The following is a 24,461-nucleotide window of genomic DNA, read 5'->3' on the forward strand; positions in this document are numbered from 1 at the left end:
GCCCCAACTCCCTTATGTCCGCCTTCAGATCTTCTTGACGTCCAGGTCACCCGCCGCGTACTGCTGACGGATCACCTTCTTGTCGAACTTGCCGACGCTCGTCTTGGGCACCGCCTCGATGACCGTCCAGCGCTCCGGGAGCTGCCACTTGGCGATCTTTCCCTCCTCGGCGAGGAACGAGCGCAGAGCGATGAAGTCGGTGGTGGCGCCCTCCTTCAGGACGACGGTGGCGAGCGGACGCTCGCCCCACTTGTCGTCGGGGACGGCGACGACCGCGGCCTCGGCGACGTCCGGGTGGGACATCAGAGCGTTCTCCAGGTCGACGGACGAGATCCACTCGCCGCCGGACTTGATCACGTCCTTGGCGCGGTCGGTGAGGGTCAGGAAGCCGTCGGGGCTGATGGTGCCCACGTCGCCGGTCTTGAGCCAGCCGTCCTCACTGAACTTGTCGGCGGGGCGCAGGGGGGCGGCGTCCGGGCCGTTGTAGTACGCGCCCGCGATCCACGGCCCGCGCACCTCCAGCTCGCCCGCGGACTCGCCGTCCCAGGGCAGCCGCTCGCCGCCGGGGCCGGTGAGCCGGGCCTCGACGCCGGCCGGGAAGCGGCCCTGGGTGAGCCGGTACGCGAACTCCTCGTCGGTGCCCACCGCATGGGCCGGCGGCCGTGCCACCGTGCCGAGCGGGGAGGTCTCGGTCATGCCCCAGGCGTGGCAGACGCGCATCCCGAGCTTGTCGAACGCCCGCATGAGCGAGGGCGGGCAGGCCGAGCCGCCGATGGTGACCTGGGTGAGGGACGAGACGTCACGGGGCCTGGCGGTCAGCTCGGCGAGCAGGCCCTGCCAGATGGTGGGGACCGCGGCGGCATGCGTGGGGCGCTCGCGCTCGATCATCTCGGCGAGCGGCGCGGGCTGCAGGAAGCGGTCCGGCATGAGGAGGTTGACGCCGGTCATGAAGGTGGCGTGCGGCAGACCCCAGGCGTTGACGTGGAACTGCGGGACCACCACGAGCGACGTGTCCTGGTCGGTCAGACCCATCGACTCGGTCATGTTGACCTGCATGGAGTGCAGATAGATCGAGCGGTGGGAGTAGACGACGCCCTTGGGGTCGCCGGTGGTGCCGGAGGTGTAACACATGGAGGCGGCCTGGCGCTCGTCCAGCTCCGGCCAGTCGTACGTCGTCGGCTTGCCCGCGATCAGCTCCTCGTACTCGTGGACCTGCGCGTGCGCACCCTCGAGGACGGAACGGTCGCCCGGCCCCGAGACCACGATGTGCTGGACCGTCGGCATCTTCGACAGCAGGGGCGCGAGCAGCGGGAGCAGCGAGCCGTTGACGATGATCACGCGGTCGGCGGCGTGGTTGACGATCCACACCAGCTGCTCGGCGGGGAGGCGGAGGTTGAGCGTGTGCAGAACGGCGCCCATGGAGGGGATCGCGAAGTACGCCTCGACGTGCTCGGCGTTGTTCCACATCAGCGTCGCGACCCGGTCGTCGCCCTGGACACCGAGGTCGTCGTGGAGCGCGTGGGCCAGTTGCACCGCGCGCGTGCCCGTTTCGGCGAAGGTCCGGCGCTGCGGCTCGCCCTGATCCGTCCAGGTGATGATCTGGGACTGCCCGTGCACCTGCACACCGTGCGCAAGGATGCGGGTGACAGTCAGCGGTACGTCCTGCATGGTGCTCAGCACGGTTTCCTCCCGAGGCGACACTGCCTACGCGGCGGTAGGGGGTTGCGCAGATTCTGCGCACGTACCAAGCGGTATGTCACTAGGCCCTGGGCGGATCGATCAGTGTTCGTGACGTGATGTTCAACGCACGGGCTCCAGCTCCGGGTCCTCCCGGAGCTTGCCGAGGGCGCGGGAGACGGCCGACTTGACCGTGCCGATGGAGACGCCGAGCACCTCCGCCGTCTGGGCCTCGCTGAGATCCTCGTAGTAGCGCAGGACCACCATCGCCCGCTGCCGCGCGGGCAGCTTCAGGATCGCCCGCCACATGGCGTCGTGCAGCGCCTGTTCCTCGGCCGGGTCCGTGCCCGGTGTGGCCTCCGGCTCGGGCAGCTCGTCGCAGACGAACTCGTCGACCTTGCGCTTGCGCCACTGCGACGTCCGGGTGTTGAGCAGCGCCCGGCGGACGTACCCGTCGAGCGCGCGATGGTCCTCGATCCGCTCCCAGGCGACGTAGGTCTTCGCCAGTGCGGTCTGCAGCAGGTCCTCCGCGTCGCTCGGATTCGCGGTCAGCGACCGGGCGGTGCGCAGCAGCACCGGCTGGCGGGCCTTCACGTACGACGAGAACGACGGGTACGCAAGCGTCCGCCTCGCCGAGGTAGCGGCGTTCGAAGCGCGGGTGCAGACGGGTGTGGTCATGGCTCCACGCTAGGTTCGCCCCGCGATCCGGCGGATCGCCCGCAGGTCCCGAAGCGGTCTCCGCCTCAGGTTGTAGGCGGGGGGCCACCCCCACCTACTGGAGGTGGACGATCCTCCCCGCACCCCTGAGGGTCCGCCCCTGAGGGTCCGCCCGGTCAGCGGTCAGCGGTCAGGACGAGGCCCGAGGTGGGGACGCCGGTGCCCGCGGTGACCAGGGTGCGGACGGCGCCGGGTATCTGGTTCACCGCGGTGCCGCGCAGTTGCCGCACTGCCTCCGCGATGCCGTTCATCCCGTGCAGGTACGCCTCGCCGAGCTGCCCTCCGTGGGTGTTCAGCGGCAGCGTGCGCGCGGCCACGAAATCTGCCCCGGCGCCCGGCTCACAGAACCCGAACTCCTCCAACTGCATCAGGACGAACGGGGTGAAATGGTCGTAAAGGATGCCGACGTCGATGTCCGTGGGGCCCATTCCCGAGGTGCGCCACAGCTGACGGGCCACCACACCCATCTCCGGCAGGCCGGTCAAATCGCCGCGGTAGAAACCGGTCATCTGCTCCTGAGCGCGGCCCGCGCCCTGCGCGGCGGCCGCGATCACCGCAGGCGGGTGCGGCAGGTCCCGCGCCCGCTCCACCGAGGTGACCACCAGCGCCTGGCCGCCGTCCGTCTCCTGGCAGCAGTCGAGCAGCCTGAGCGGCTCCGCGATCCAGCGCGAGGCGGCGTGGTCGGCGAGCGTGACGGGCCTGCCGTGGAAGTACGCCGCCGGGTTGGTCGCCGCGTACCCGCGGTCCACGACGGCCACATGACCGAACGCCTCGGGCGTCAGCCCGTAGCTGTGCAGATACCGCTGGGCCGCCATCGCCACCCAGGACGCCGGGGTGAGCAGCCCGAACGGCAGTGACCAGCCCAGCGCGGCCCCCTCCGCCGTCGGTTCGCGGTGCTGCACCCCGGAGCCGAAGCGGCGGCCGGAGCGTTCGTTGAACGCGCGGTAGCACACCACGACCTCGGCCACCCCGGCCGCGATCGCGAGCGCGGCCTGCTGGACCGTCGCGCAGGCCGCCCCGCCCCCGTAGTGGATCCGGGAGAAGAAGGACAGCTCGCCGATCCCTGCCGCCTGGGCCACGGTGATCTCGGGGCTGGTGTCCATCGTGAAGGTGACCATGCCGTCCACGTCCGCCGGCCGCAGGCCCGCGTCGTCCAGGGCGGTCCGCACCGCCTCCACGGCCAGCCGGAGCTCACTGCGTCCCGAGTCCTTGGAGAACTCGGTGGCCCCGATCCCGGCGATCGCCGCCCGTCCGCCGAGGGCGTCCTTCGTGCGTACGCTCATCGGGCGCCCCCGCTCGGGACGTCGACCACCACGGTGCCGGTGACATGCCGGCCGATGCCGTTCGTCCCGACCACCTTCACGGTGGCCGTGTCCCCGTCGGCCTTCTCCACCGTGCCGGTCAGCACCATCGTGTCGCCCGGGTAGTTGGGCGCGCCGAGCCGTATGGCCACGGTGCGCAGGACCGCGTCGGGGCCGAAGTGGTCGGTGACGTAGCGCCCGACCAGGCCGTTGGTCGTCAGGATGTTCATGAAGATGTCGGGGGAGCCCTTCCGGCGGGCCAGCTCCGCGTCGTGGTGCACGTCCTGGTAGTCGCGGGAGGCGATGGCCCCGGCCACGATCAGCGTGCGCGTGATCTCGATCTCCAGCGGCGGCAGCCCGGTTCCCGCCCGCACCGCACCGCCCTCCGGTCCCCCGGCCCTCATACCGGCTCCTCTCCGCTCACGATCAGCTCCCCCAGTTCCTGGAGCACCTGGCTCCCGCACCCGAGATGGGCGTCCAGCTGCCGTCCCCACAGGAAGTGCCGGTGGACCGGATGCTCCAGGTCGGCCCCGGCTCCGCCGTGCAGGTGCTGCCCCGTGTGCACGACCCGGGTGCCCGCCTCCGACGCCCACCAGGCCGCGGTCAGCGCGTGCGTGGCGTACGGCAGGCCCGCGTCACGGCGCCAGGCCGCCTCGTACGCCGTCACACGGATCGACTCCGTGTCCATGTACGCGTCGGCGGCCCGGAGCTGGACCCCCTGTTTCGCGGCGAGCGGGCGTCCGAACTGCTCCCGCGTGTTGGTGTGCGCCACTGCCCTCGCCAGCGAGCCCGCGCACACCCCCGCCTGCAGGCCGGCGAAGGCGGTACGCGCGGTGGCCAGCACATCGGCGTACGCCCCCGGTGGCCCCAGGGGCTCCGCCGGGGCGGCGTCCAGGATCAGCCGCCCCGCCGCCCAGGGCGCCGTCGACTCCACCGGCTCGCATCGGGCATCGGCCGTGGGTACCAGCCACAGCCGCTGACGGTCGTCCGCCACGAGGACATGCGTCGCGTCCCTCAGCCAGGGCACGAGGGGCACCGCACCGGTCAGCTCCCCGCGCGCATCCGCCTGAACGCTTCCGGCGGACGGCAGCGCCCCCGTCACCACCACCGCACCGTCCCCGATCCCCGGCAGCAGCCTGTCCCGTTGCTCCGCCGAGCCGTGGGCGGCCACCGCCAGCAGCCCGTGGACACAGCTCGCCGCGAACGGGACCTGCGCCGTCGTCCGCCCCTGCTCCTCCAGCAGGAGCACCAGGCCGAGCAGGCCGATGTCCGCCACCGCCGCGACCAGCCCGGCCGCGCACAGTGCCTTCCACAACTCGGCGTCGCTGCCGGTGCCCGCGGCCGACAGACGTTCCGGCGTCGACAGGTCGCCGAAGATCCGGGCGGCGAGATCCCGGGCCGCCGCCTGCTCCTCGGTGGGCGTGAAGTCCATGTCAGCGCCCACCGCCCCGCCGCCCGTCACCATCACCGGGGCCGGAGGAGGGCGTCTCCAGTGCCTCGGCCGGCCGGAAGACCGGAAGCTCCATCTCCTCGTCGTAGCGCACGAACGCGAGGCGCACGGGCATACCGATGCGGACCTTGTCGTGCGGCACCCCGACGACGTTGCTGACGATCCGGACGCCCTCGGCCAGTTCGAACAGCCCGACCGCGTAGGGAGGATCGAAGGCGGGGAAGGGCGGATGGTGCATGACGACGTACGAGTAGACCGTCCCCTCGCCGCTCGCCTCGACCGTGTCCCATTCCGCACCGCCGCAGGCGTTGCACCCCGGCAGCCAGGGGAAGCGCAGGGTCCGGCAGGCGGCGCACCGCTGGATCAGCAACCGGTGCCGGCCGACACCCTCCCAGAACCCCGCGTTGTCCCGGTTGATCACCGGTCGGGGCCGTCGGCCGCGGGACTCCTGGCGCGCGGATGCGGATGCGGATGCCGCCGACGCGGACTTCGTGCGCGCGGACTTCGTGCGCGCGGAGGTCACGGGCGCGGAACCCGCGGGCGCGGAACCCGCGGGCGCGGAACCCGCAAGCACGGACGTCGCAGGCACGGACACCGCGGCCGCCGCGGACGTCACGGGCGCGGAAACCGCGGACACGGACGCCGCGGGCTCGGAAACCGCAGGCACGGACGCCGCGCTCACGGACGCTTCAGGCGCGGACACCGCACGCGCCGACGTCGCAGGCGCGTACTTGAGGATCCGGAACCGGTGGGTGCCCACCGGCTCGCCGCCGACGCGGACGTCCATCCGCGTCGTGACGAAGTACCCGGTGCCGAGCTTCGTCCGCTTCCGCTCGGAGACGGACTCGATCACCGCGTCGAACGTGATCTCGTCGCCGGGCCGCAGCGGGCGCAGGTACTCCTGCTCGCAGTCGGTGGCCACGACCGACCCGCAGCCGGCCTCGTCGAGCAGTGCGAGCAGCTCGCCGTACGCCTCGGTGCGCCCCTCGTGGCCGGAGAGGCCGCCCATCGTCCACACCTGCAGCATGGTGGGCGGGGCGATCGCGTCCGGCCCGGTGTACGCGGGATTCCTGTCGCCCATCGCCTCGCACCAGTGGCGGATCATGGCCTCGTTGACCCGGTCCTTGCCGACGCCCGCGACCGCGGCCGGCCGCCCCTCGTACGCCTTCAGCCGCGCGGCGAACTCCGCCTCGTCCTGCGCCACGTCGCTCATCGCCGCCCCCTCCGCATCCCGAGCCGCATCGTCGCGACGATCTCCCGCTGCACCTCGCTCACTCCGCCCCCGAACGTGTTGATCTGCGCCGCCCTGTTCAACCGCTCCAGCTCGCCGTCGCCGAACACCCCGGGCGAGCCCGCCCGCACCAGCGCCTGCTCCCCGACGATCTCCTGGCACAGTCGATACGTCGCGACCGTCGATTCCGTCCCCGCGAACTTCACCCCGCTGGCGTCGCCGGGAGCCAGCCGGCCGGCCCCGACATCCCCCACCAGACGCCAGCTGAGCAGGCGGTTCGCCGCCAGCCGGGCATGCACCTCGGCCAGCCGAAACCGCACCCACGGCTCGTCGATCCGCCGTCGGCCCGTCACCGGATCGGGGGTGCGCGCCGCCTCCAGCGCGGCCGCGTAGAACTCCTCCGCCTGCATGCCGAGCGCGGCGAGCGCGACCCTCTCGTGGTTCAGCTGGCTGGTGATGAGCCGCCAGCCGCCGTTCTCCTCGCCGACGAGGTTCGCCGCCGGGACGGTGACCCCGTCGTAGTAGGTGGCCGTCGTGGTCAGGCCGCCCACGGTCTCGATCGGCGTCCAGGAGAACCCGGGGGCGTCGGTCGGGACGAGGAGGATGGAGATGCCCTCGTGCCGGGGCGCGTCGGGATCCGTGCGGCAGGCGAGCCAGATCCAGTCGGCGTGCTGGGCGTTGGAGGTGAAGATCTTCTGGCCGTCGATCAGCCAGTGTCCGGCGTCCGGGCCGCCGGGCCGTTCGTCGTGGGGCTCCGCACCGGCACCGCCGTACCCGTCCCCCGGGGCGCCGGCCGCGGCACCGGCGCCCCGGCCTTCCGCGCCGCCGCCCCCGGTCACCCGCGTGGCCCGGGTCCGCAGCGACGCCAGGTCCGTGCCTGCCGACGGCTCGCTGTAGCCGATGGCGAAGACGGTCTCACCGCTGAGGATCCGCGGCAGGAAGTACGCCTTCTGCTCCTCGCTCCCGTACGCCATCAGCGTCGGGCCGACGGTGTTCAGGGTGACCATCGACACCGGGGCGCCCGCGCGGTACGCCTCGTCGAAGAACACGAACTGCTCGTCCGCGCCGCGCCCCTGACCGCCGTACGCGACGGGCCAGCCGAGGCCGAGCAGACCGTCGGCGCCGATGCGGCGCAGCAGCGCACGGCGGCGGGCACCGTCGTCCGCGGACGGCGGCCCGTCGGGCATCAGTTCACGGAAGTAGGAGCGCAGTTCGGCGCGCAGCCGCTGCTGGCGCTCGGTGGGGGCGAGGTGCACGGCGGGGGCCTCCCGGACCTCGTACGACGAGGGGATCGCGAACGATCGAGGAGTTTCTGACTGTCCGTCAGATCAAGCCCCGCTGTCAAGGTCCCGTCACCCTCGTCACCCCCGTCGTCCCGGCCGTCACCGCCCTCCTTGACCCCGGCCCCATGGTCCGCGGGCACGCACGCGTGGGGTGCGGACATCGAGAAGCGTCCGCGCGACGGCGCCGGAGCACCGTCGCGCGGACGTCTGTGACCTGGAAAGCACGCCCCGGAAGGGGCTTGGGACGTCAGGGCCGACGGCGACGCCTCGGCCCGTCGCTCACCACAGGTGGGTGAAGTGGATGACCACGTTCTCGCTCCTCTGGTTGATGGAGGTGAACGCGGAGCGGTTCACCTGGGCCGTGTTGTTCTGGTTCGAGGCACCGGAGCCGACCGCCTGCTGCTGCGTGGTGGACGAATTGCCGTGGTTGTTGTGCCCGACCCCGCTGCGACTCACGCCCGCGACGGCCGCGTTCGATCCGTCGTCCGCGAACGCGCCGGTGTCCGCCGAGGCGACGCCCGCGAAGAGGGCGGCGGCGAGCGGCAGAGCCGTGACGGCGGCGAGGACGCGGGCGGTACGGATGCTTGCCATGTGATTCCTCCAGAACCCGGTGGGTGCCGGCCTGTTGCGCCGGGATGTACGTAAGTACCGCTTGTGCCGAGGCAGTTGGCCGACCGCCTTGGACGGTGTACGACGTCGCGCCTTCAGAGTTGCCCACCGGCACCCACCGAATCACCCCGCAAGCCGCGATTCGCTCTGAAGCGTGACGACATGCGGATAAACCCCTTTGGGTATGGTTCCCTGCTTTCACCTCAGAGGCCGCGGATCGGGACGATCGCACCCGATCCCGCCAAGGACCGAAGCGATTCAGCACCCCCACCCCCACCCTCTTCCCTTTTTCGAACGTGAGTACGAAAATAGGACCATGGCCACCATCGACCGGCAGGCCACCACCCTGGCCCTGGCCCACGCGCTGTCCGCCGCGGAGCGCGGACTGGCGGTGATCCCGCTGTCGCGGACGAAGCTGCCGGCCCTGCGCTCCCCCCACCGCGACGACCCCGATCCGTCGGCACGTGCCTGCCACGGCGCGTGCGGCCGACCCGGACACGGGGTGTACGACGCCACGACCGACCCCCGCCGCATCCGCGAACTGTTCGCCGCCGCCCCCTGGGCCACCGGCTACGGCATCGCCTGCGGCCTGCACCCCCACCACCTCATCGGCATCGATCTCGACACCAAGTCCGGGACCGACTCCTCCGCGGCCCTGCGCGAACTCGCGCTGCGCCACCTGTTCACCCTCCCCGAGACCGTGGTCGTGCTGACTCCGAGCGGCGGCCGCCACCTGTGGCTGAGCGGCCCGCCGGACGTCGTCGTGCCCAACTCGGCGAGCCGCCTGGCCCCCGGCATAGACGTCCGCGGCGCCGGCGGATACCTGGTCGGCCCCGGCTCACGCACCGAACACGGCACCTACCGCACGGCACCGGGCACCGCGCAGCTGCCGCCTGCGCCCTGCCCGCCCGCCCTGCTGCGCCTGCTCATGCCCCCGCCGCGGCACGCCCGTCACCCCACACCCGCCTCGACCGGGCGGCACGGCGAGGGCCTGGTGCACTTCGTGCTCGCCGCGCACGAGGGCCAGCGCAACACCCGCCTCTTCTGGGCCGCCTGCCGGGCCCACGAGAACGGGATCGGCCCCGACCTGACCCCCGCGCTGATCGACGCGGCGATCCGCACCGGGCTGACGGAACGCGAGGCCCGCTCGACGATCGCCTCGGCCGCCCGGATGACCGGGCAGCGGCCCTGAGCGCGCCGCCCCCACCGCGGTGAGCCGGGCGGCACGGCATGACACGGGAACCACCTCGCCCCGCACCGGAATGACGCCTCGCCCGGATCCGCCGCCACCACGCTCACCGTCATCGGCCGCCTTCTCCATCGCCCTGGGCCGCCCCTTTCCGGAATCCACGCCAAGCCCGACTTGTGCTGCATGACCAGTGTTTTGCGCATGAAAGGGGCCACGGGAACCTGCCGAAGGTGAGGAAGCAGTCACCGCAGGTAGCTCCAGTGACGGTTGTGACGCCCAGTCCGATGTGTCATTCATGGGGAAGCTGCAAGCGACTCACGCCGGTGATGCGGATACCGCGAGCGAAGCGGTGGGCCGTGTGAGGGCCCTCCCCCCGATATGGCGGAAAGCGATGAATCCCTTACCCGGGCACGGTGTAGGGGACTGCACGCACTCAACGTGCGAACTTGGAGGTTCAGCGTGCGACCGTTCACCCTCAACTACGCCTTCCCGAAGGTGCTTCCGGCCGTGGTGACGCCGTACCGCTTCGACGAGTCACGTCAACTGAACGTGCTTCCCGACGGCCGCCCGGCCGTCAGCGACCCCGACCTTCTCCTGGCCGTCGGTACGACGACGTCGACCGCCGGTTCACAGACACACTTCGACGACTGACCGACGACCCGCAAGCAAATGACCGTACTGATCCTCACATCCGAGGAGGACGTGACCGCCGACATGGTGGTCGCCCGGCTGCACGGCGCAGGGGCCCCCGTCATACGACTCGACCCGGCGGACCTGCCGGGCAAGGCAGTGCTCTCCGCCGACTACGCCTACGGCGACTTCGAGGGCCACCTGTCGGTGAACGGGCATGTGCTCAGCATGGGCGGCCTGCGCTCCGTATGGGTACGCAGGCCGGGCGAACCGGCGGCGCACGCGGCACACCCCTCGCCGTGGCTGACCGCCGAGACCCGTCAGGCGCTGTACGGAATGCTCTACTCCGCCCCTACCCGCTGGATGAACCATCCATGCAACGCCGACCGCGCCCGCCTGAAACCCTGGCAGCTGAGGATCGCTCACCTCAGCGGGTTCGCCGTACCGCCCACGGTCTTCACCACCACCCCGCGCCTCGCCCAGCAGTTCGCCGAGGAGCACCGGAACGTGGTGGTGAAGTCCGCCTCGGGGCCGCCTCCCGGTGATCCCGGGCTGGCCCTGCCCACGACCCTGATCGGCCCCGACGCCGACTTCTCCGCCGTCGCGGCCGGCCCCGCCCTGCTGCAGCGGTACGTGCCGAAGCGCGCCGACATTCGTCTGACCTGTGTCGGCGTCCGGCTGTTCGCCGCGCGGAAGACGGCCGAACCCGGCCAGGTCGACGGACGGTACGGCGACACGGAGCACGCCTGGGAGGCGGTGCCGGTACCCGAACGCATCGGCAGGTCGGTGCACGAGTACGTCGCCCTCACCGGACTGGCGTACGCCGCCTTCGACTTCGCCGAGGACGAGGACGGCGTCTGGTGGTTCCTCGAGTGCAACCAGGGCGGCCAGTTCGGCTTCGTCGAACTGCAGACCGGCCAACCGATCTCGGAGGCGGTCGCCCTGTGGCTGTCACAGCGCGGCACCCGTACAGCGTTCCCTCAGCCGTCCGCCGGCGCCGGGCTTCCGTAGCTCCGGAACCAGGGGGCGCCCACATGACGGGCGGCTCGGGGCGGCGCGGCGTGCCGTCAGCCTGCGGCCCGGAGGCGGTGTCGTTGCGCGGAGGCGATCACGGCGGAGACGCCGGAGGTCACGACGAGGCTCCCCACCATGACCATTCCGACGCCGACCACGAAGAGGCCGCTGGAGTCGTCCGACCAGTCGCCGTAGGCGGCGACGGTGAGGCCGGCCGTGGTGCCGAGCACGGCGCCCGCGAAGTGGCGCCGTGAGGCGGCCCAGTACACCGGCACCAGCAACGTCAGCACCAGCCCGATCACCTGCCACGCCTGGTAAGGGCCGGTCGTCGTACCGTCGGGCTGCAGATCACGACGCTGGTCCCACCCCAGCCAGGCGGCCCACAGGGCCGGCGACACAACGGCCGACACGAGGATCGGAAACAGCCGGCGAGCGGTTGTCATCAGTCTTTGACGCATGCCCCAAGCGTTCCGGCTCACTCCCCGGCCGAACAGAGCGCACGTACTCAGCTCGCACCCGAGTACCTCCCCGGTGTCCAGGGCCTCAGGACCGGCGGGACGTTCTCGGCTGCAGGTCGTCACGCACGACTTTCTGCGAACCCTCCATGCCATGGAAGAACGGCCGTCTCGCCTCTTCGTACCGTCGTCGACCCAGACGCCTACGAGCGTGAGTCACGGTCCCGCAGGGCACTGATGCTGCCACCGACAGTACCGAAGTGCTCATAGGTGTGAGCCTGCCGACGCGCGTCGCGAAAGGCTCTCATAGCCGCCGCTTCGATGTGCCGCCCGTCCGGACTCGAACCCGTCCGGCGCCGCTCACGACGCAGCAGCACGGTGACCGCGGCCGCCATGATGGATGCGAGCACCAGCGCCATCAGCACCAGAGAGATCATCGTCGCCCCCGTTACCCGTCCCTACCGCGCCGCGCGATCCGGCGCTCCGGCCTGCCCCCAGCAGCTATGAGGGGAGCGTACCCATCGGCAGTCGCGGCCGAACGGACATCGCATCCCGAAAGGGCCGAACAGACATCGCTTGCGGAAGGGCCGAACAGACATCGGTCGCCGAAGGGGACGGGCGCAGACAACTCGCGGGAGACGGGAGGCAGGCAGCCGTCTGCGCCCGGTTCGGCGTCACCAGTCGATGGCGTCGTCCATCGACTGCTGCCAGTACGTGACCTTGAGCGAGTCGTCGACGTAGACACCCGCCGCGGGCAGTGACGGGTGAGCACCCGCGCCGACGCTCTCGTTGCCCGAGCGACCGCGGAAGTAGACGGTCAGGGAGTGCACGGTGTGGCCGTGCGAGCCGCTGCCGTCGGCGGCGGACAGGTTCACCGAGGCGTACCCGGACTCGCCCGGCTCGAGCGTGACCACCGCCTGCGGCTGTGAGTCCTCGATGACCGGAGGCACGGCCTGGGCATCGCCGAAGCGGACGGCCGGATAGCCGTAGAGGTAGCAGCTCCTGCCACCGGTGTTGGTCACGGTGAGCAGCAGGTGGTTCACGGGGCGGTTCAACGGGGCCGCGACCGTCTTGGTGTTGGACGCCTCGCACGTGACCGGGCGCTTGCCGGACGGGACCGACGGCTTCGACGCGGAGGCGGCAGAGGCGTCCGCGGCGGGCCTTGCGGTGCCGGCGGCGGTCCCGGCTCCCGAGGAGGCGGAGTCGGAGCGGGAGGCGGAGCCGGAGGACGAAGTGCTGGACGGTGACGGGCCGGAGGACGAGTTCGCGGCCGGCGTGGTGGCCGCCGAGGCGCCCTCGTCGTGGACGCCTGTGCCGTTGCTGCACGCGGTCAGGGAGAGCGTGGCGAGAACGAGGGTCGCGGCGGCGCCGACCAGACGAGTACGGGAGGTGCGGAGGCTGGACATGTGGACGTGCCCTTCGGTGTGGGGAGGGGGGTGGTGATTGGATGACCGAAGCTTGTGCGGCGATCTGTCCCAACCGCCACGCCCGGCGGGCAGTTGGGGACGCTGGAACGGTGAAACGCGGTCTGACCAGGGAGAAAGCCGTGGTCCTGGAACGCGGGACTGGAACACGAGGGGATGGGGAAACGGGTGCCAGGGGCGACAGGGGCCGGTGGAACGGAAGACTTCGCGCGGCTGCTGCGGGAACTCAAGGACCGCTCGGGACTGAGCTACGGAGCCCTCGCGAAGCGGCTGCACATGAGCACGTCGACGCTGCACCGCTACTGCAACGGCACGGCGGTACCCGTCGAGTACGCACCGGTGGAACGCCTCGCAAGGGTCTGCCGGGCTACGCCGGAGGAGCTGGTCGAACTGCACCGGCGCTGGGTCCTGGCGGACGCGGCAAGAGGAAGCAGGGCGGATCAGGTCACGGCGACGGGTTCGCCTCGGAGGGCCGGTTCGGCTGGTGCGACGGCGGAGACGGCCGACAAGGTGGATCCGGGATCACCGCCGGCACCGGATCGAGGCGGCGAAGCCGGGGACCACGAGCCGGTCGTCGTCGACGTGCCGCGCCGACTCGCGCCGCCACGCCGCACCGTGCTGATCGCCTCCCTCGCGCTGGCCGCGGTGCTGGGGGCCCTCGTGCTCACCCTGCGTCCGTTCGGCGGCGGGAACGACACCGGCGGCCGACGGGCAGCCGGTGCCACCGGCGTGGCCGACGCCGGGAAACCGTCCGCCTCCCCGCCCCCGAGCGCGAAGGGACACGAACCGTCCGCATCGGCCTCCGTCGGCGCCACCGAGTCCCAGGAGTCCGGCGCCTCGAAGGGCGGCGGCAAGCAGAGCGGGGGCAAGCAGGGCGGGGCCCAGGGCACCGACGGCAGCGCCACGGTCGCCGTCCCGCTCACCGTCGGCACCCGTCCCTACGTCTACGACGAGCCGTGCAGCCAGCACTTCCTCGTCGACAGCGAACCCGAGCAGGTCGGCCCGCCGGCGAGCGAGCAGGACGCCCCGCGCTGGGCCGCCGCGTACGGGGCGGTGTCCTCGGCCGAACAGGAGGTCGCCCTCACCGTCCAGGGCACCGGCGAGGACACCGTCGTCCTGGAGGCCCTGCACGTACGCGTCCTCAGCAAGGGCGCGCCGCTCGCCTGGAACGACTACTCGATGGGCGTCGGCTGCGGCGGCAACGTCGCCACGAAGTCGTTCGACATCGACCTCGACAACGGCAGTCCCACGGTCACCGTCAAGAACGGCCAGCGCGACTTCCCGTACAAGGTCAGCGAGTCCGACCCGGAGGTCTTCTACGTCACCGCCCACACCGAGGCCCACGACGTTCGCTGGGACCTCACCCTTGACTGGTCCAGCGGCAGCCGCCACGGCACCGTCCGCGTCGACAACGGCGGCACCCCGTTCCGCACCAGCGCCGACGCGGGCCGCCCGGGCTACGACTACCCGCTCGGCGGCGGCGAGTGGATCAAACGGGAAACAGGATGAATTGCATCGGCTGCAACAGTTCGTGAAGCCCTGCCTCGAACGTTCCTGCTGATCTCCGCTGGAGCACCGTACGACGCCTCTGCCCGCCCGGTCCGGTCATCGCGCACCCGGCCTCGCGGCTCCCGGGCCACTTCCACGCCGAGGACGAGGCCCGAAAGGAGCTGTTGCGCTCGCCGAAGCTCGCCCGTCTTATCGACGATCAGCTCCGACACAGCACACCCCGGCACAGCACCACGGCCGGACGTAGGTACCTCCTACCCGGCCGAAGCCCTGGACGCCCGCAATTGGTTCCTCGCGGTCAGACCCGGCGGGCGTACGACGTGAGGCGGTCGGCGAGCGCGATGACGAGGTCGCGGAGTTCATCGGGGCGCTCGATGACGAACGGCCGGTCGAGTGAGGCGAGTACCGGAGGCAGCCAGTCGAGCCGCTCCGCCCGTAGCTCGACGCGCAGCCAGCGCTCGGCCGCCGGGTCCTGGCCGGCCGCGGGCTCGTGCTCCTCCAGGCTCGCGACGCTGGCGGGGAGGTGGGCGCGGATCTGCTCGACTGCCCCGTGGATCCGCAAGGTGACCTGATGCCTGTACTCGGCCGTGGCGAATCCTGACAACACGCGCTGTGCCGGACCGGGCCCCATGGGCGCTTCGAATGAGCCGGGCAGGGCTCTCGCGGCTGCGATGCGATCGAGCCGGAAGGTCCGGTCCTCGCCGACCTGGGCGTCCTTGCCCGTCACGTACCACCGGCCCGCATGGGCGACGATCCCGTACGCGTGCAGGGTGCGTTCGCTGCGCCGTCCGTCGCGGTCGCTGTAGCGGATCGAGACCGGTCGGCGGTGGCGCACCGCATCGGCGATGGTGAGCAGGAGCCCGGCGTCCGGGTGGTCCAACTCGCCGGGCCGATCCGTGAAGGCGAGAGCTTCCAGGAGTGTGTCGAGCCGGCGGGCGATGTGCTGGGGCAGCACCCGCCGGATCTTCGCTGACGCCGTCTCGTTCGCCGTGCGCTCCGTCGCCGTCAGCTCCGCCCGGCGGCCGGCGACCAGGCCGAGCAGCACGGCCAGCGCCTCGTCGTCGCTGAGCATGAGCGGAGGCATGCGGTACCCGGGAGCCAGCCGGTACCCGCCGTAGCGGCCGCGCACCGACTCCACGGGCACGTCCAGGTCGATCAGTTGGTCCACATACCGCCGCACAGTGCGCCCTTCGACGCCGAGACGGTCGGCGAGCTCGGCCACGGTCCGGGTGCAGCCCGACTGCAGCAGCTCCAGGAGTCTCAGCACGCGGCCGGTGGGTCGTGGCATGTTCGCAGCCTAACGCGAATACAGGACCGATTCTGTCCACTATTTCTCCTAGCCTGCGACGTGCACGCCTCCAGCGCAGCCGAGGAGATTCCCATGGACTTCGTCTCGATCCGCATCATCACCAGCGACGTCGCACGCCTCGTCGAGTTCTACGAGCGAGCTACAGGGATGCAGGCGATACGGGCCACCGAGGACTTCGCCGAACTCAAGACCGCGGGCGCAACCCTCGCGATCGCCGGCACCCGCACCGTCCCGCTGTTCGCCCCGGGCTCTGCCCGCCCGGCGGACAACCACAGCGTGATCACCGAGTTCCTCGTCGACGACGTGGACCGCGTTCACCAGAACCTGACCGGCTTCGTCACCGACTTCGTCACCGAGCCCACCACGATGCCCTGGGGCAACCGGTCGCTGTTGTTCCGAGACCCCGACGGCAACCTCGTCAACTTCTTCACCCCCATCACCCCGGAGGCCATCGCACCCGCGCACGCCGATGAGAATGTTGCCGCTCCAGGCGGACCCTACGAGCTACTCGATGCTCCAGCGCTGCGGATGGTCGGGATCGGTGGGGCATGCGAAGACGTTGAGCTCGCCGGAGCGGCCCATGATGACCTCGGTGGGGTTGCGGACCGAAAGGCGGGCAGGTCTCGGTCCTAGCGGCCGGCCGTCGGCGTGGCCGTCGGGTGCCACTCGCGGCGGAGGAGGCCGAAGATCCAGGAGTCGGAGACGTCGCCGTTGACGACGCAGTCCTCGCGGAGGGTGCCTTCGAGGACGAAACCGAGCTTCTCCAGGACCCGGGCGGACGCCACGTTGCGGGTGTCGGTCTCGGCCTGGACGCGGTTCAGGTCCAGGGTGTCGAACGCCCACCGCAGGACGGCGTGCGTGGTCTCCGTGGCGTAGCCGTGGCCCCACGCGGCGGCGTCGAAGACGTAGCCCAGGGACGCGCTGCGGAAGTCCGGGTTCCATCTGGTCAGACCGCACCAGCCGATAAACGCGCCGTCGGAGACGCGGTCGACGGCCACCCGCGCTCCCGTGCCTTCCTCCTCGATCGTCCGGCAGGTCGCGATGAAGCGCTCAGCGCGAGCCGGTTCGGTCCACGGCGGGGAGTCCCAGTAGCGCAGCACGTTGGCGCTGCTGTGCAGCGCGTAGAGCGGCGCCGCGTCGGCGTCGGTGAACGGCCGCAGTCGCAGGCGGGCGGTGTGCAGCTCGGGGGTGGGCAAGGTCACGCGGAGCATCCTGCCGCCTCACGCTCGCCCCCGACCATCCGTTTGTCCGAACGGTCGGGGGCGCGTACATCGCCGGTGACACCGGACGCGCCGCATGGGCGGTGAGTCCGCAGTACCGTGCCGGCATGACGAGCAAACGGCGGCCGTACTGGCGCACCCTCGGGACGCCGACCAGCCTCGTCCTGTACCGGACCCCGGACGGATGGAGGTACGCCGTCCACTTCACCGGGCCGGTCGGCATCGCCGACGGCACTCTCGCTGGTCCTCCGCCCTCGTCCGAGCCGGACATCGCGCAGGCGGCCCTGGTTCAGAAGGCGGAGGAACTCACCCACCACCGACTCGACGTCCTCTGGCACGCGCCCGATCAACCGGACTGGTGGACCGGCACGGTCACCCTCGCAGGGCCGCTGCCACCTCCCTGAAGCCGACGCACCGAATGCGGTCGGGGCACCAGGCCCCGACGGCGTCGGCCAGCGCGTACGGCGACGGCCCCCGACCGTGGATGGCAACGACCCGGGCAGCTTGTCGCGAAGGCGACAGGGAGACTGCCGAGCCAGGGCGGCTCGGGTGCCCGCATCTTCTCGGCGCCTGGTCGGGTTGGGCTGGTGAGTGTCTGACTGCGTGACACTGCCGACGCACAGCAGCGGACAACCGCGGACGTCTACGGACCGTCGTAGCAGGTGGAAGGCGCACCGATCCAAGGTCAAGCGCCTACGCCAGTTGCTTCGGGACGAAGAAGTCGCGGCCCCAGCGGCTGGTTAGCACGCTTCCGCCGTCGTGGCTTGCTCTGGTCGACGGCATGGCAGCGCGGCTGCGGCCGGTGGGGGTGCAGCGAGGCACACGCGCGCCTGATCGGTCGCCGGGCCCGCCATCGTGGCTGGTTGTCGTCGGCTGAGGTTCGTGCCCCAACCGTGCCAAGTACAGAGATCAGCCACGGTCAGCGAAGGAGGCTGCGGCCGAGTTTCGCCTCACCAGGTCTCGAAACCGCAGGTCAGTGGCATGACGCGGTTGCTCTCGTCCGGATCTGTGCCGACGGCCACAGCGAGCGGGATACACGTAGGCTCATACTGAGTCATGACAAAGCCTGCTGCACCGAAGCGTCACTTGCCTACCAGCCCCTTCAAGGCCCCGGTCACACCGGCTCCCAAGCACTTCGCCACGGGCGACCAGGTTACACATGACGTGTACGGTCTCGGCCGGGTAATCAGCATCGAGGACGGAATCGCGGCGCTGGTGGATTTCGGCTCGGCGCAAATGCGGATCTTGAGCCCGTACGCCAAGATGACCAAGCTGTAGGACCACCGTGCCCGATCACGGCACTCCAGGCCCCATCAGGGACCTGTAACGAAAGAGAGACCTCTCATCGATCCAACGTCGCTGTTCTCCGCTCTGGAAAAGCAACCCCGCTGCTCCACTGCAGCGTCGCCGCCTCCGACGACAAACCCTTTCCAGGCCCCAGACCTCAGGGAAGACGAGATCTTCCTGCTCGACGATGCACAGGAGCCCGCCTCAGGCATGCGTGCGGCGCGCCCCAAGGTGGCTTGACCTCGATCTTGCGTGACGGTCCGCCGACTGAGTCGGCGGACCGTCACGCAAGATCGAGGCTAGAGCTACGGATCAGAAGGCGCGGAGGGCGAGACGACCCAGCCTCTTGTGGGTCGTCCCACCCTGTCATCAGCTCCATCTGCCCAGTCGGTGACAGGACTTCTCCGCTGCGGCGTTATAAGCCAGATTCAGCGCCCGCGTCCACGGCGGACGCATGACGGTGTCCGCGGCTGGTGGCCACACGCAGTACATCCCGCAACGCGCCGGCCAACTGCCCGGCGAGAAGGCTCAGCTCCTCCCCACTCGTGGTCTCGTCATCGAGTACCGGGAGTGCTTGCTCCAGTAGTTCGGACGCCATACCGAGTTGCATCGCCTCGATGTGGTCCGCGAGGCGGGACATGTAACCTTCCGGGTCATCGGTGTTCAGGTAGCACGGCTTACCTTCCGGACCCACCCACGGGAGAAGCCTCAGCCCGTTCTGTGCCGTCATCCCTGTGCACCTGCCTCTCGATAATCGATGTCGGATGCCGACGGGCCACCGGGACCCCAGCCGCTCACCGCTTCCACTTCTTGGGAGTCGAGGGGGTCAGGCGCCGAGTGGCACGAGCAGTCACACGCCTCGTAGATCAGTGGGACGTCGACCGGGGCCGAAGCCGGAGAAGACTCCGCACACTCGTGGTGCGTGCCGATATGGCAGGCAGTGGAGCGATAGTGGACGGCCGAGGCGTCCGGGCTGGGCAGTTGCCGTTGAGGGGGCATCAGCCGACCCCCGCAAGGACCGACCTCGCCCGGGCCGGCTCACCGGCGATCACGGCATCCATCGGGTGTCGCCGTACGGTCTCCTCCCAGGCCAGCAGGTACGGGCGGACGAGCGCAGTGTCCTCGCCCCTGAGGAAGTAGCGGTGACTCGTCCGGTCGAGGGCCATTCCCAGAGCGACCGTCGGCTGATCGACGGGCGCGGAGGAGCCAGGGACGGCCGGTGGCCGGGACGGCGTCAGGTGGCGGCGGTGCCTGCCTTTGGGCGCATGCCGCGCCCTGGCGCGGGAGATGGCGCGGCGGATACGGTTGAGCACGCTGAATCAGCTCCTATCGCTGATAGCCCGGTCCCCCGACATCGCCCGTCGTGGGGACCGCTTTGCGTACGACCGCCCAGAGCGTGCGGCCGTTCAGGCTGGTGGCGTTGAGCCCGAACCGGTCGGCCTCGGCCACCACCTCCAGGACCTCCCTCCACGACTCGGCGGAGAGCGACTCCGGTAACTCCGCTTCGACCGAGGTGAATCCGGCGCGTTCCTCCACTCGCGTGGGGAGCCCGACGGCGGACAGCCGGGCGGCGATGGCCTCCGCGCGCACTCCCGAAGCGGGCACAGGGCAGCCTCCGTCATGGGCAATCACTGTCGGTGAAGTTAGTTAACTAGATTAGAGCTAGTGGACTAGATTTTCCATATGCCTGAGCAGCCGCCCTATCTCCGCATCGCCGACGAGCTCCGGCGGCGGATCGCGGAGCATGTGTGGGAGCCGGGGGACCGTCTTCCTTCCCGGTCCCAGATCGGCCAGGAGTGCGGCGTGGGCGAGAACGTCGTCCGCCGGGCGCAGGAGCTGCTGATCTCGCAGGGTGTGCTGGAGGGGCGAGCCGGATCGGGCACCTACGTCGCCGAGCCCCGTCAACGCATGCGGATCGTCCGGTCCTCGGCGCGCGAGCAGCCCGACGGGTCGCCGTTTCGCGCGGATATGAAGGCTCTCGGCAAGCGGGGCGACTGGGAGAGCCGGACCGACGCCAAGGTCCCCGCACCCGCCGACATCGCCGCGCGGCTGGGCATCACCGAAGGCGAACTGTGTGTGCGGACCTCGTACGAGTTCCTGGCCGACGGCAGGCCCGTGCAACTGTCCACGAGCTGGGAGCCGTACGACCTCACCGCCGGCACCCTCGTCGTCCTCCCCGAGGGAGGCCCGCACGCCGGAGAGGGCGTCGTCAACCGCATGGCCGCCATCGGGATCACCGTCAGCCACGCCGTGGAGCAACCCGAGCCCCGGCAGGCCACCGCCGAGGAAGCCTCACTGCTCGGCATCCAGAAGGCCGCTCTCGTCACCCACATCCGGCGGACCTACTACAGCGACCAGGGACGACCCGTCGAGACGGCGGACATCGTCGTACCCGCCGCCCACTGCGAGATCGTCTACGAGATTCCCATCAACCGGTAGGCGACAGCCCCCTCAGACCATGATCCAAGGCCCACACGCCGTGCCCCGGTCGTGCCCCTCGCGTGCCCGATAGAGCGGAAAACCAGGGGGAACAGCGGTGTCCGGCGGGGAGCGCACACGGCGACGGCCCCCGACCGTCTTGCCTGGTCAGGGGCCGTGAACACCACGCGGTGGGTGTGGGATTTGAACCCACGGTGACTCGCGCCACGACGGTTTTCAAGACCGTTCCCTTAGGCCGCTCGGGCAACCCACCCCGCCCGCCGTGATCGGCGGCGCGGGGACAAGAGTAACGGGTCGGCACCCGCGCGTGGGTGCCCCGGGAACGGGTGGCGGGCTCAGCTGTCGCCGACTCGGGAGCCAAGGGTGAGGTCGACCGTGTGGGACTTGCCGTCGCGCTCGTAGGTGACCGTGACCTTGTCGCCGGGCTTGTGGGTCCAGATCTCGCCGATCAGGGTCGGGCCGCTGTCGATCACCCTCTTGTCGAGCTTGGTGATCACGTCGCCCGGCTTGAGGCCCGCCTCGTCCGCGGGGCCGCCCGACTCGACCGCGGCCGACCCGCCCGCACCCTGATCAGTGATCTTCGCCCCGTTGGTGCTCTCCTCCAGGGAGACGGAGGCCCCGATCTTCGCGTAGACCGGCTTGCCGGTCTTGATCAGCTGCTGGGCGACGAACTTGGCCTGGTTGATGGGGATCGCGAAGCCGAGGCCGATCGAGCCGGACTGGCCGCTGCCGCCCAGGCCACCGCCGTTGGTCGACTGGATCGCCGAGTTGATGCCGATGACCGCGCCACTCGCGTCCAGGAGGGGCCCGCCGGAGTTGCCGGGGTTGATCGAGGCGTCCGTCTGCAGGGCGTTCATGTACGAGGCCCTGCTGCTGGCGCTGCCGTCGCTGGAGGCCACCGGGCGGTTCTTGGCGCTGATGATGCCCGTGGTCACCGTGTTCGACAGGCCGAAGGGCGCGCCGATCGCGATCGTCGAGTCGCCGACCGTCACCTTGTCCGAGTCGCCGAGAGGGAGGGGCTTGAGGTCCGAGGGTGCGTTCTTCAGCTTGATGACGGCGACGTCGTAGCCCTGCGCGTGGCCGATGATCTCGGCGTCGTACTTCTTGCCGTCGGGGAACGTCGCCGTGAGCTTGCCGCCGTCGACCGCGTCCGCGACGACGTGGTTGTTGGTGACGATGTGGCCCTGCGTGTCGAAGACGAAGCCCGTGCCGGTGCCGCCCTGGCCGCTGGTGCTCTCGGCCTGGATCGTCACCGTGCTCGGCAGTGCCGTCGCGGCCACGTTCGCGATGGACCCCGAGGCGTGCTTGACGTCGCCGCCGCTGGTGGCGGCCGAGACGGTCGTCGAGCTGGTGGAGTCGTCGCCCTTGGCCAGCTGGTAGCCGATGCCACCGCCGACGCCGCCCGCGACCAGCGCGGCGACGACGACCGCGGCGACCAGTCCGCCGCGGCCCCTCTTCGGCTTGGGGGCGGGGTCCTGGTACGAGGCACCCCAGGCGCCGCCGGCACCGCCGCCCGGGTACGCGGGGGTGGCCGTCGGAGGAGGCCAGCCCGCCTCGGCGGCCGGCGAGGCCCCGGGCTGTCCCGGAGGCACCGGCGGAAGCTGCGCCGTCGGCGCGCCCTCCGGCCGGCCGGCGGCCCCCGCGGAGGGCGCGTGGCCTTGGGGGACCGCGCCCGGCGCGGAAGCAGGAGCGTCCACCGGCACGGGAGGTGCAGACGGGGCCGGGGGTACCTCAGTGCCCTCGTTCTCGGTGCTCACAGCTCTTCTCCTCGTTCCACGGCTGGTCTTCTGGGTCGCCCTCGCCCGCGCTCGTCAGCCCTGCGCGGCGCCGGGCGCGTGTCGGCTGCGCACGGCTTTGTGTACGTCGTAAAGCTTTTCCCACCGGCCGTCAGGGCACCATAAGCGACGGCTGTGGGTTCCGGACCATCCTTTATATCGGACATGGCGGAACAAGTGTCCTCATATTCGGCACCTTCTCGATACCCTTCCGATCCCACATGTTCCCCGCGACGGTGGCACCATGACGCAGTGACCCACGCACGACAGCACCCGATCCAGGTCGTCGCCCACCGCGGGGCCTCCGAAGACGCCCCCGAGCACACCCTGGCCGCGTACAAGAAGGCGATCGAGGACGGTGCCGACGCCCTCGAGTGCGACATCCGGCTCACGGCGGACGGGCACCTCGTCTGCGTGCACGACCGACGCGTCAACCGTACGTCCAACGGCCGCGGTGCCGTCTCCGCCCTGGAGCTCGCCGATCTCGCCGCCCTGGACTTCGGATCCTGGAAGAGCCGCGACGAGGAACCCGACTGGGAGTACCGCCCGGAGGACCGTGAGCACACCTCGGTGCTCACCCTGGAGCGCCTGCTCGAACTCGTCGCCGACGCCGGACGCCCGATCGAGATGGCCATCGAGACCAAGCATCCGACGCGCTGGGCGGGACAGGTCGAGGAGCGGCTGCTGCTCCTGCTGAAGCGGTTCGGCCTGGACACCCCCGACTCCCCGGGTGCGTCGTCGGTGCGGATCATGAGCTTCTCGGCACGGTCGCTGCACCGTGTGCGGGCCGCCTCTCCCACCCTGCCGACGGTCTACCTGCTGCAGTTCCTCTCGCCCCGGCTGCGGGACGGACGGCTGCCCGCGGGTGTCCGGATCGCGGGCCCCTCGATGCGGATCGTGCGCAGCAATCCGGCCTACATCACGCGCCTGAAGGAGGCCGGCCGCCAGGTGCACGTCTGGACTGTGAACGAGCCCGAGGACGTGCAACTCTGCGCCGAACTGGGCGTCGACGCCATCATCACCAACCGTCCGCGGGCGGTACTGAGCCAGCTCGGTCGCTGAACCGCCCGCACGCGCCGCCCCCTGTTCCTCCGCATGAGCAGGGAAATCGAACCGCACGACTACGAGGAGTGCACCGGCGCGTTCGTTCCGTGTTCGACCGGTGTGAGTGCGTCCGCAGCCGGACGAGGGTCGGTTTCCGGTCCGGTCCAAGAGGGCATTCACACCGTGGCGTGGGGCGAAGGAGGTCTCGGGGGTGGCGTTGGTGGTGGCACAGGAGGTGCCCACGTCGTCAAGCATGGCCGTGCCCCATGGTCCTGCAGGCGTGGGGGACGCACGGCACCGGATGCGCGAGCAACTGCGGACCGGTGGGGTGTCGGAATCGGTCATCGATGATGCCGTATTGATTCTTTCGGAACTGCTCAGCAACGCCTGTCGCCACGGCCGACCACTCGGCGACAGCCTGATGGGGGACGGTGACGTGCGTGCCGCGTGGCGCGTGGACGCCTCCGGACGCGTCACGGTCGAGGTGACGGACGGCGGCGGACCGACCCGTCCGGTACCCGCGACCCCTTCGGTCACCGCACACGGCGGCCGCGGGCTGAACATCATCACCGCACTGGCCAAGGACTGGGGTGTACGGGACGACGTCCACGGCGAGGTCACGGTCTGGGTCGTCGTCCAGGACGACGCCGTCTCGGCGAACCGGCGCGACGACTTCGCCACGCGCGTGACGGCGCCCTCCGTGTCGAGGATGGCGGGGCTGGACTTCGCCGACGCGTTCGACGACCTGGACTGAGCGGGTCGTGGCGGGGCATGCCTGACGCCCCGCCACGGAGGGCCGCCGAACACGGCCAGGAGCACATGGCCGCGACAGGTCTGAAGGGGCGTCAGGGCCGGCGGCGGCCCGGCGGCACGATTCGGGGGGCTCCGCGTCCGCGCT

26 protein-coding genes, 1 tRNA gene and 1 pseudogene are annotated in these 24,461 nt (G+C 70.8%); 10 read left to right on the forward strand and 18 right to left on the reverse strand.

Features of this window, described 5'->3' with window-relative positions:
- Positions 1-24 precede the first annotated feature (24 nt).
- The 8 genes from ACFYMU_RS00080 to ACFYMU_RS00115 form a co-directional block, all read right to left on the reverse strand.
- Positions 25-1,680: a long-chain fatty acid--CoA ligase gene (locus tag ACFYMU_RS00080; RefSeq protein WP_388366012.1), complete on the reverse strand. Its 1,656-nt coding sequence runs from the start codon at positions 1,678-1,680 to the stop codon at positions 25-27.
- Between the two features lie 120 nt (positions 1,681-1,800).
- On the reverse strand, positions 1,801-2,355 hold the full coding sequence (locus ACFYMU_RS00085; protein WP_388366014.1) for a SigE family RNA polymerase sigma factor: 555 nt from the start codon (positions 2,353-2,355) through the stop codon (positions 1,801-1,803).
- 155 nt (positions 2,356-2,510) lie between these two features.
- Entirely contained in the window at positions 2,511-3,677 is a 1,167-nt protein-coding gene (locus tag ACFYMU_RS00090) for a lipid-transfer protein (RefSeq protein ID WP_388366018.1), read from the reverse strand.
- Positions 3,674-4,099, reverse strand: a complete 426-nt coding sequence (locus tag ACFYMU_RS00095; protein ID WP_388366020.1) for a MaoC family dehydratase — start codon at positions 4,097-4,099, stop codon at positions 3,674-3,676. Before ACFYMU_RS00095 ends, ACFYMU_RS00090 begins: the two co-directional genes overlap by 4 nt.
- Positions 4,096-5,127, reverse strand: a complete 1,032-nt coding sequence (locus tag ACFYMU_RS00100) for an acyl-CoA dehydrogenase family protein (RefSeq protein WP_388366023.1) — start codon at positions 5,125-5,127, stop codon at positions 4,096-4,098. The genes ACFYMU_RS00095 and ACFYMU_RS00100 overlap by 4 nt, the downstream gene beginning before the upstream one ends.
- Before the next feature lies 1 nt (position 5,128).
- Positions 5,129-6,358, reverse strand: coding sequence for an OB-fold domain-containing protein (locus ACFYMU_RS00105; protein WP_388366026.1), 1,230 nt, complete (start codon positions 6,356-6,358; stop codon positions 5,129-5,131).
- The gene (locus ACFYMU_RS00110) at positions 6,355-7,632 is read right to left on the reverse strand and encodes an acyl-CoA dehydrogenase family protein (protein WP_388366029.1); all 1,278 of its coding nucleotides are present in this window, start codon (positions 7,630-7,632) and stop codon (positions 6,355-6,357) included. The genes ACFYMU_RS00105 and ACFYMU_RS00110 overlap by 4 nt, the downstream gene beginning before the upstream one ends.
- A 306-nt stretch (positions 7,633-7,938) precedes the next feature.
- Positions 7,939-8,250, reverse strand: coding sequence for a hypothetical protein (locus ACFYMU_RS00115; RefSeq protein WP_388366031.1), 312 nt, complete (start codon positions 8,248-8,250; stop codon positions 7,939-7,941).
- A 334-nt stretch (positions 8,251-8,584) separates the two neighbouring features.
- Between ACFYMU_RS00115 and ACFYMU_RS00120 the strand changes: the two genes are divergently transcribed.
- The 3 genes from ACFYMU_RS00120 (at position 8,585) to ACFYMU_RS00130 (ending at position 11,098) form a co-directional block, all read left to right on the forward strand.
- Positions 8,585-9,460, forward strand: coding sequence for a bifunctional DNA primase/polymerase (locus ACFYMU_RS00120; protein WP_388366034.1), 876 nt, complete (start codon positions 8,585-8,587; stop codon positions 9,458-9,460).
- 456 nt (positions 9,461-9,916) lie between these two features.
- Positions 9,917-10,108 carry a putative ATP-grasp-modified RiPP gene (gene tgmA, locus ACFYMU_RS00125; protein WP_388366037.1) on the forward strand — a complete coding sequence of 64 codons (192 nt, stop codon included), beginning with the start codon at positions 9,917-9,919 and terminating at the stop codon, positions 10,106-10,108.
- Between the two features lie 18 nt (positions 10,109-10,126).
- On the forward strand, positions 10,127-11,098 hold the full coding sequence (locus tag ACFYMU_RS00130; protein ID WP_388366040.1) for an MvdC/MvdD family ATP grasp protein: 972 nt from the start codon (positions 10,127-10,129) through the stop codon (positions 11,096-11,098).
- 56 nt (positions 11,099-11,154) lie between these two features.
- Here the strand turns inward: ACFYMU_RS00130 and ACFYMU_RS00135 are convergent, their stop codons facing one another.
- From ACFYMU_RS00135 to ACFYMU_RS00145, 3 genes are all read right to left on the reverse strand, one after another.
- Positions 11,155-11,559 (reverse strand): hypothetical protein, encoded by a 405-nt coding sequence (locus ACFYMU_RS00135; RefSeq protein WP_388366043.1) that lies wholly within the window; start codon positions 11,557-11,559, stop codon positions 11,155-11,157.
- Positions 11,560-11,759: 200 nt separating this feature from the next.
- Complete coding sequence (locus ACFYMU_RS00140; protein WP_388366045.1) at positions 11,760-11,981, reverse strand: hypothetical protein; 222 nt, start codon at positions 11,979-11,981, stop codon at positions 11,760-11,762.
- Positions 11,982-12,230: 249 nt separating this feature from the next.
- Positions 12,231-12,962, reverse strand: a complete 732-nt coding sequence (locus tag ACFYMU_RS00145; RefSeq protein ID WP_388366047.1) for a DUF4232 domain-containing protein — start codon at positions 12,960-12,962, stop codon at positions 12,231-12,233.
- Between the two features lie 186 nt (positions 12,963-13,148).
- Between ACFYMU_RS00145 and ACFYMU_RS00150 the strand changes: the two genes are divergently transcribed.
- Positions 13,149-14,489, forward strand: a complete 1,341-nt coding sequence (locus tag ACFYMU_RS00150; protein ID WP_388366050.1) for a helix-turn-helix domain-containing protein — start codon at positions 13,149-13,151, stop codon at positions 14,487-14,489.
- Between the two features lie 298 nt (positions 14,490-14,787).
- Here the strand turns inward: ACFYMU_RS00150 and ACFYMU_RS00155 are convergent, their stop codons facing one another.
- Positions 14,788-15,777, reverse strand: a complete 990-nt coding sequence (locus tag ACFYMU_RS00155) for a helix-turn-helix transcriptional regulator (RefSeq protein ID WP_388366053.1) — start codon at positions 15,775-15,777, stop codon at positions 14,788-14,790.
- A gap of 93 nt (positions 15,778-15,870) precedes the next feature.
- On the opposite strand from ACFYMU_RS00155, the pseudogene ACFYMU_RS00160 reads away from it, so the two are divergent.
- A pseudogene (locus tag ACFYMU_RS00160) lies at positions 15,871-16,251 on the forward strand (VOC family protein); the annotation flags it as partial.
- 176 nt (positions 16,252-16,427) lie between these two features.
- On the opposite strand, the gene ACFYMU_RS00165 reads toward ACFYMU_RS00160, so the two are convergent.
- The gene (locus ACFYMU_RS00165) at positions 16,428-17,000 is read right to left on the reverse strand and encodes a GNAT family N-acetyltransferase (RefSeq protein ID WP_388366056.1); all 573 of its coding nucleotides are present in this window, start codon (positions 16,998-17,000) and stop codon (positions 16,428-16,430) included.
- Positions 17,001-17,125: 125 nt separating this feature from the next.
- Between ACFYMU_RS00165 and ACFYMU_RS00170 the strand changes: the two genes are divergently transcribed.
- On the forward strand, positions 17,126-17,422 hold the full coding sequence (locus ACFYMU_RS00170) for a hypothetical protein (RefSeq protein ID WP_388366059.1): 297 nt from the start codon (positions 17,126-17,128) through the stop codon (positions 17,420-17,422).
- Positions 17,423-18,074: 652 nt separating this feature from the next.
- Positions 18,075-18,296 carry a hypothetical protein gene (locus ACFYMU_RS00175; protein ID WP_388366062.1) on the forward strand — a complete coding sequence of 74 codons (222 nt, stop codon included), beginning with the start codon at positions 18,075-18,077 and terminating at the stop codon, positions 18,294-18,296.
- Between the two features lie 424 nt (positions 18,297-18,720).
- Here ACFYMU_RS00175 and ACFYMU_RS00180 read toward each other — a convergent pair whose 3' ends face one another.
- The 3 genes from ACFYMU_RS00180 to ACFYMU_RS00190 form a co-directional block, all read right to left on the reverse strand.
- Positions 18,721-19,035, reverse strand: a complete 315-nt coding sequence (locus ACFYMU_RS00180) for a hypothetical protein (RefSeq protein ID WP_388366065.1) — start codon at positions 19,033-19,035, stop codon at positions 18,721-18,723.
- Between the two features lie 268 nt (positions 19,036-19,303).
- Positions 19,304-19,618, reverse strand: a complete 315-nt coding sequence (locus tag ACFYMU_RS00185) for a hypothetical protein (RefSeq protein ID WP_388366068.1) — start codon at positions 19,616-19,618, stop codon at positions 19,304-19,306.
- A gap of 13 nt (positions 19,619-19,631) precedes the next feature.
- Positions 19,632-19,910, reverse strand: a complete 279-nt coding sequence (locus ACFYMU_RS00190) for a hypothetical protein (protein WP_388366070.1) — start codon at positions 19,908-19,910, stop codon at positions 19,632-19,634.
- A gap of 78 nt (positions 19,911-19,988) precedes the next feature.
- On the opposite strand from ACFYMU_RS00190, the gene ACFYMU_RS00195 reads away from it, so the two are divergent.
- Entirely contained in the window at positions 19,989-20,744 is a 756-nt protein-coding gene (locus tag ACFYMU_RS00195) for a GntR family transcriptional regulator (protein WP_388366073.1), read from the forward strand.
- Between the two features lie 168 nt (positions 20,745-20,912).
- Here ACFYMU_RS00195 and ACFYMU_RS00200 read toward each other — a convergent pair.
- Positions 20,913-20,997, reverse strand: a tRNA-Ser gene (locus tag ACFYMU_RS00200).
- A gap of 82 nt (positions 20,998-21,079) precedes the next feature.
- The gene (locus ACFYMU_RS00205; RefSeq protein ID WP_388366076.1) at positions 21,080-22,501 is read right to left on the reverse strand and encodes a S1C family serine protease; all 1,422 of its coding nucleotides are present in this window, start codon (positions 22,499-22,501) and stop codon (positions 21,080-21,082) included.
- Positions 22,502-22,771: 270 nt separating this feature from the next.
- On the opposite strand from ACFYMU_RS00205, the gene ACFYMU_RS00210 reads away from it, so the two are divergent.
- Both ACFYMU_RS00210 and ACFYMU_RS00215 read left to right on the forward strand, forming a co-directional pair.
- Positions 22,772-23,581, forward strand: a complete 810-nt coding sequence (locus ACFYMU_RS00210; protein ID WP_388366078.1) for a glycerophosphodiester phosphodiesterase — start codon at positions 22,772-22,774, stop codon at positions 23,579-23,581.
- A 106-nt stretch (positions 23,582-23,687) separates the two neighbouring features.
- Complete coding sequence (locus ACFYMU_RS00215; RefSeq protein ID WP_388366081.1) at positions 23,688-24,317, forward strand: ATP-binding protein; 630 nt, start codon at positions 23,688-23,690, stop codon at positions 24,315-24,317.
- Positions 24,318-24,461: the final 144 nt, after the last annotated feature.

Origin of the sequence: Streptomyces sp. NPDC007264 (assembly GCF_042869095.1) — a bacterium.
Lineage (GTDB): Bacteria > Actinomycetota > Actinomycetes > Streptomycetales > Streptomycetaceae > Streptomyces.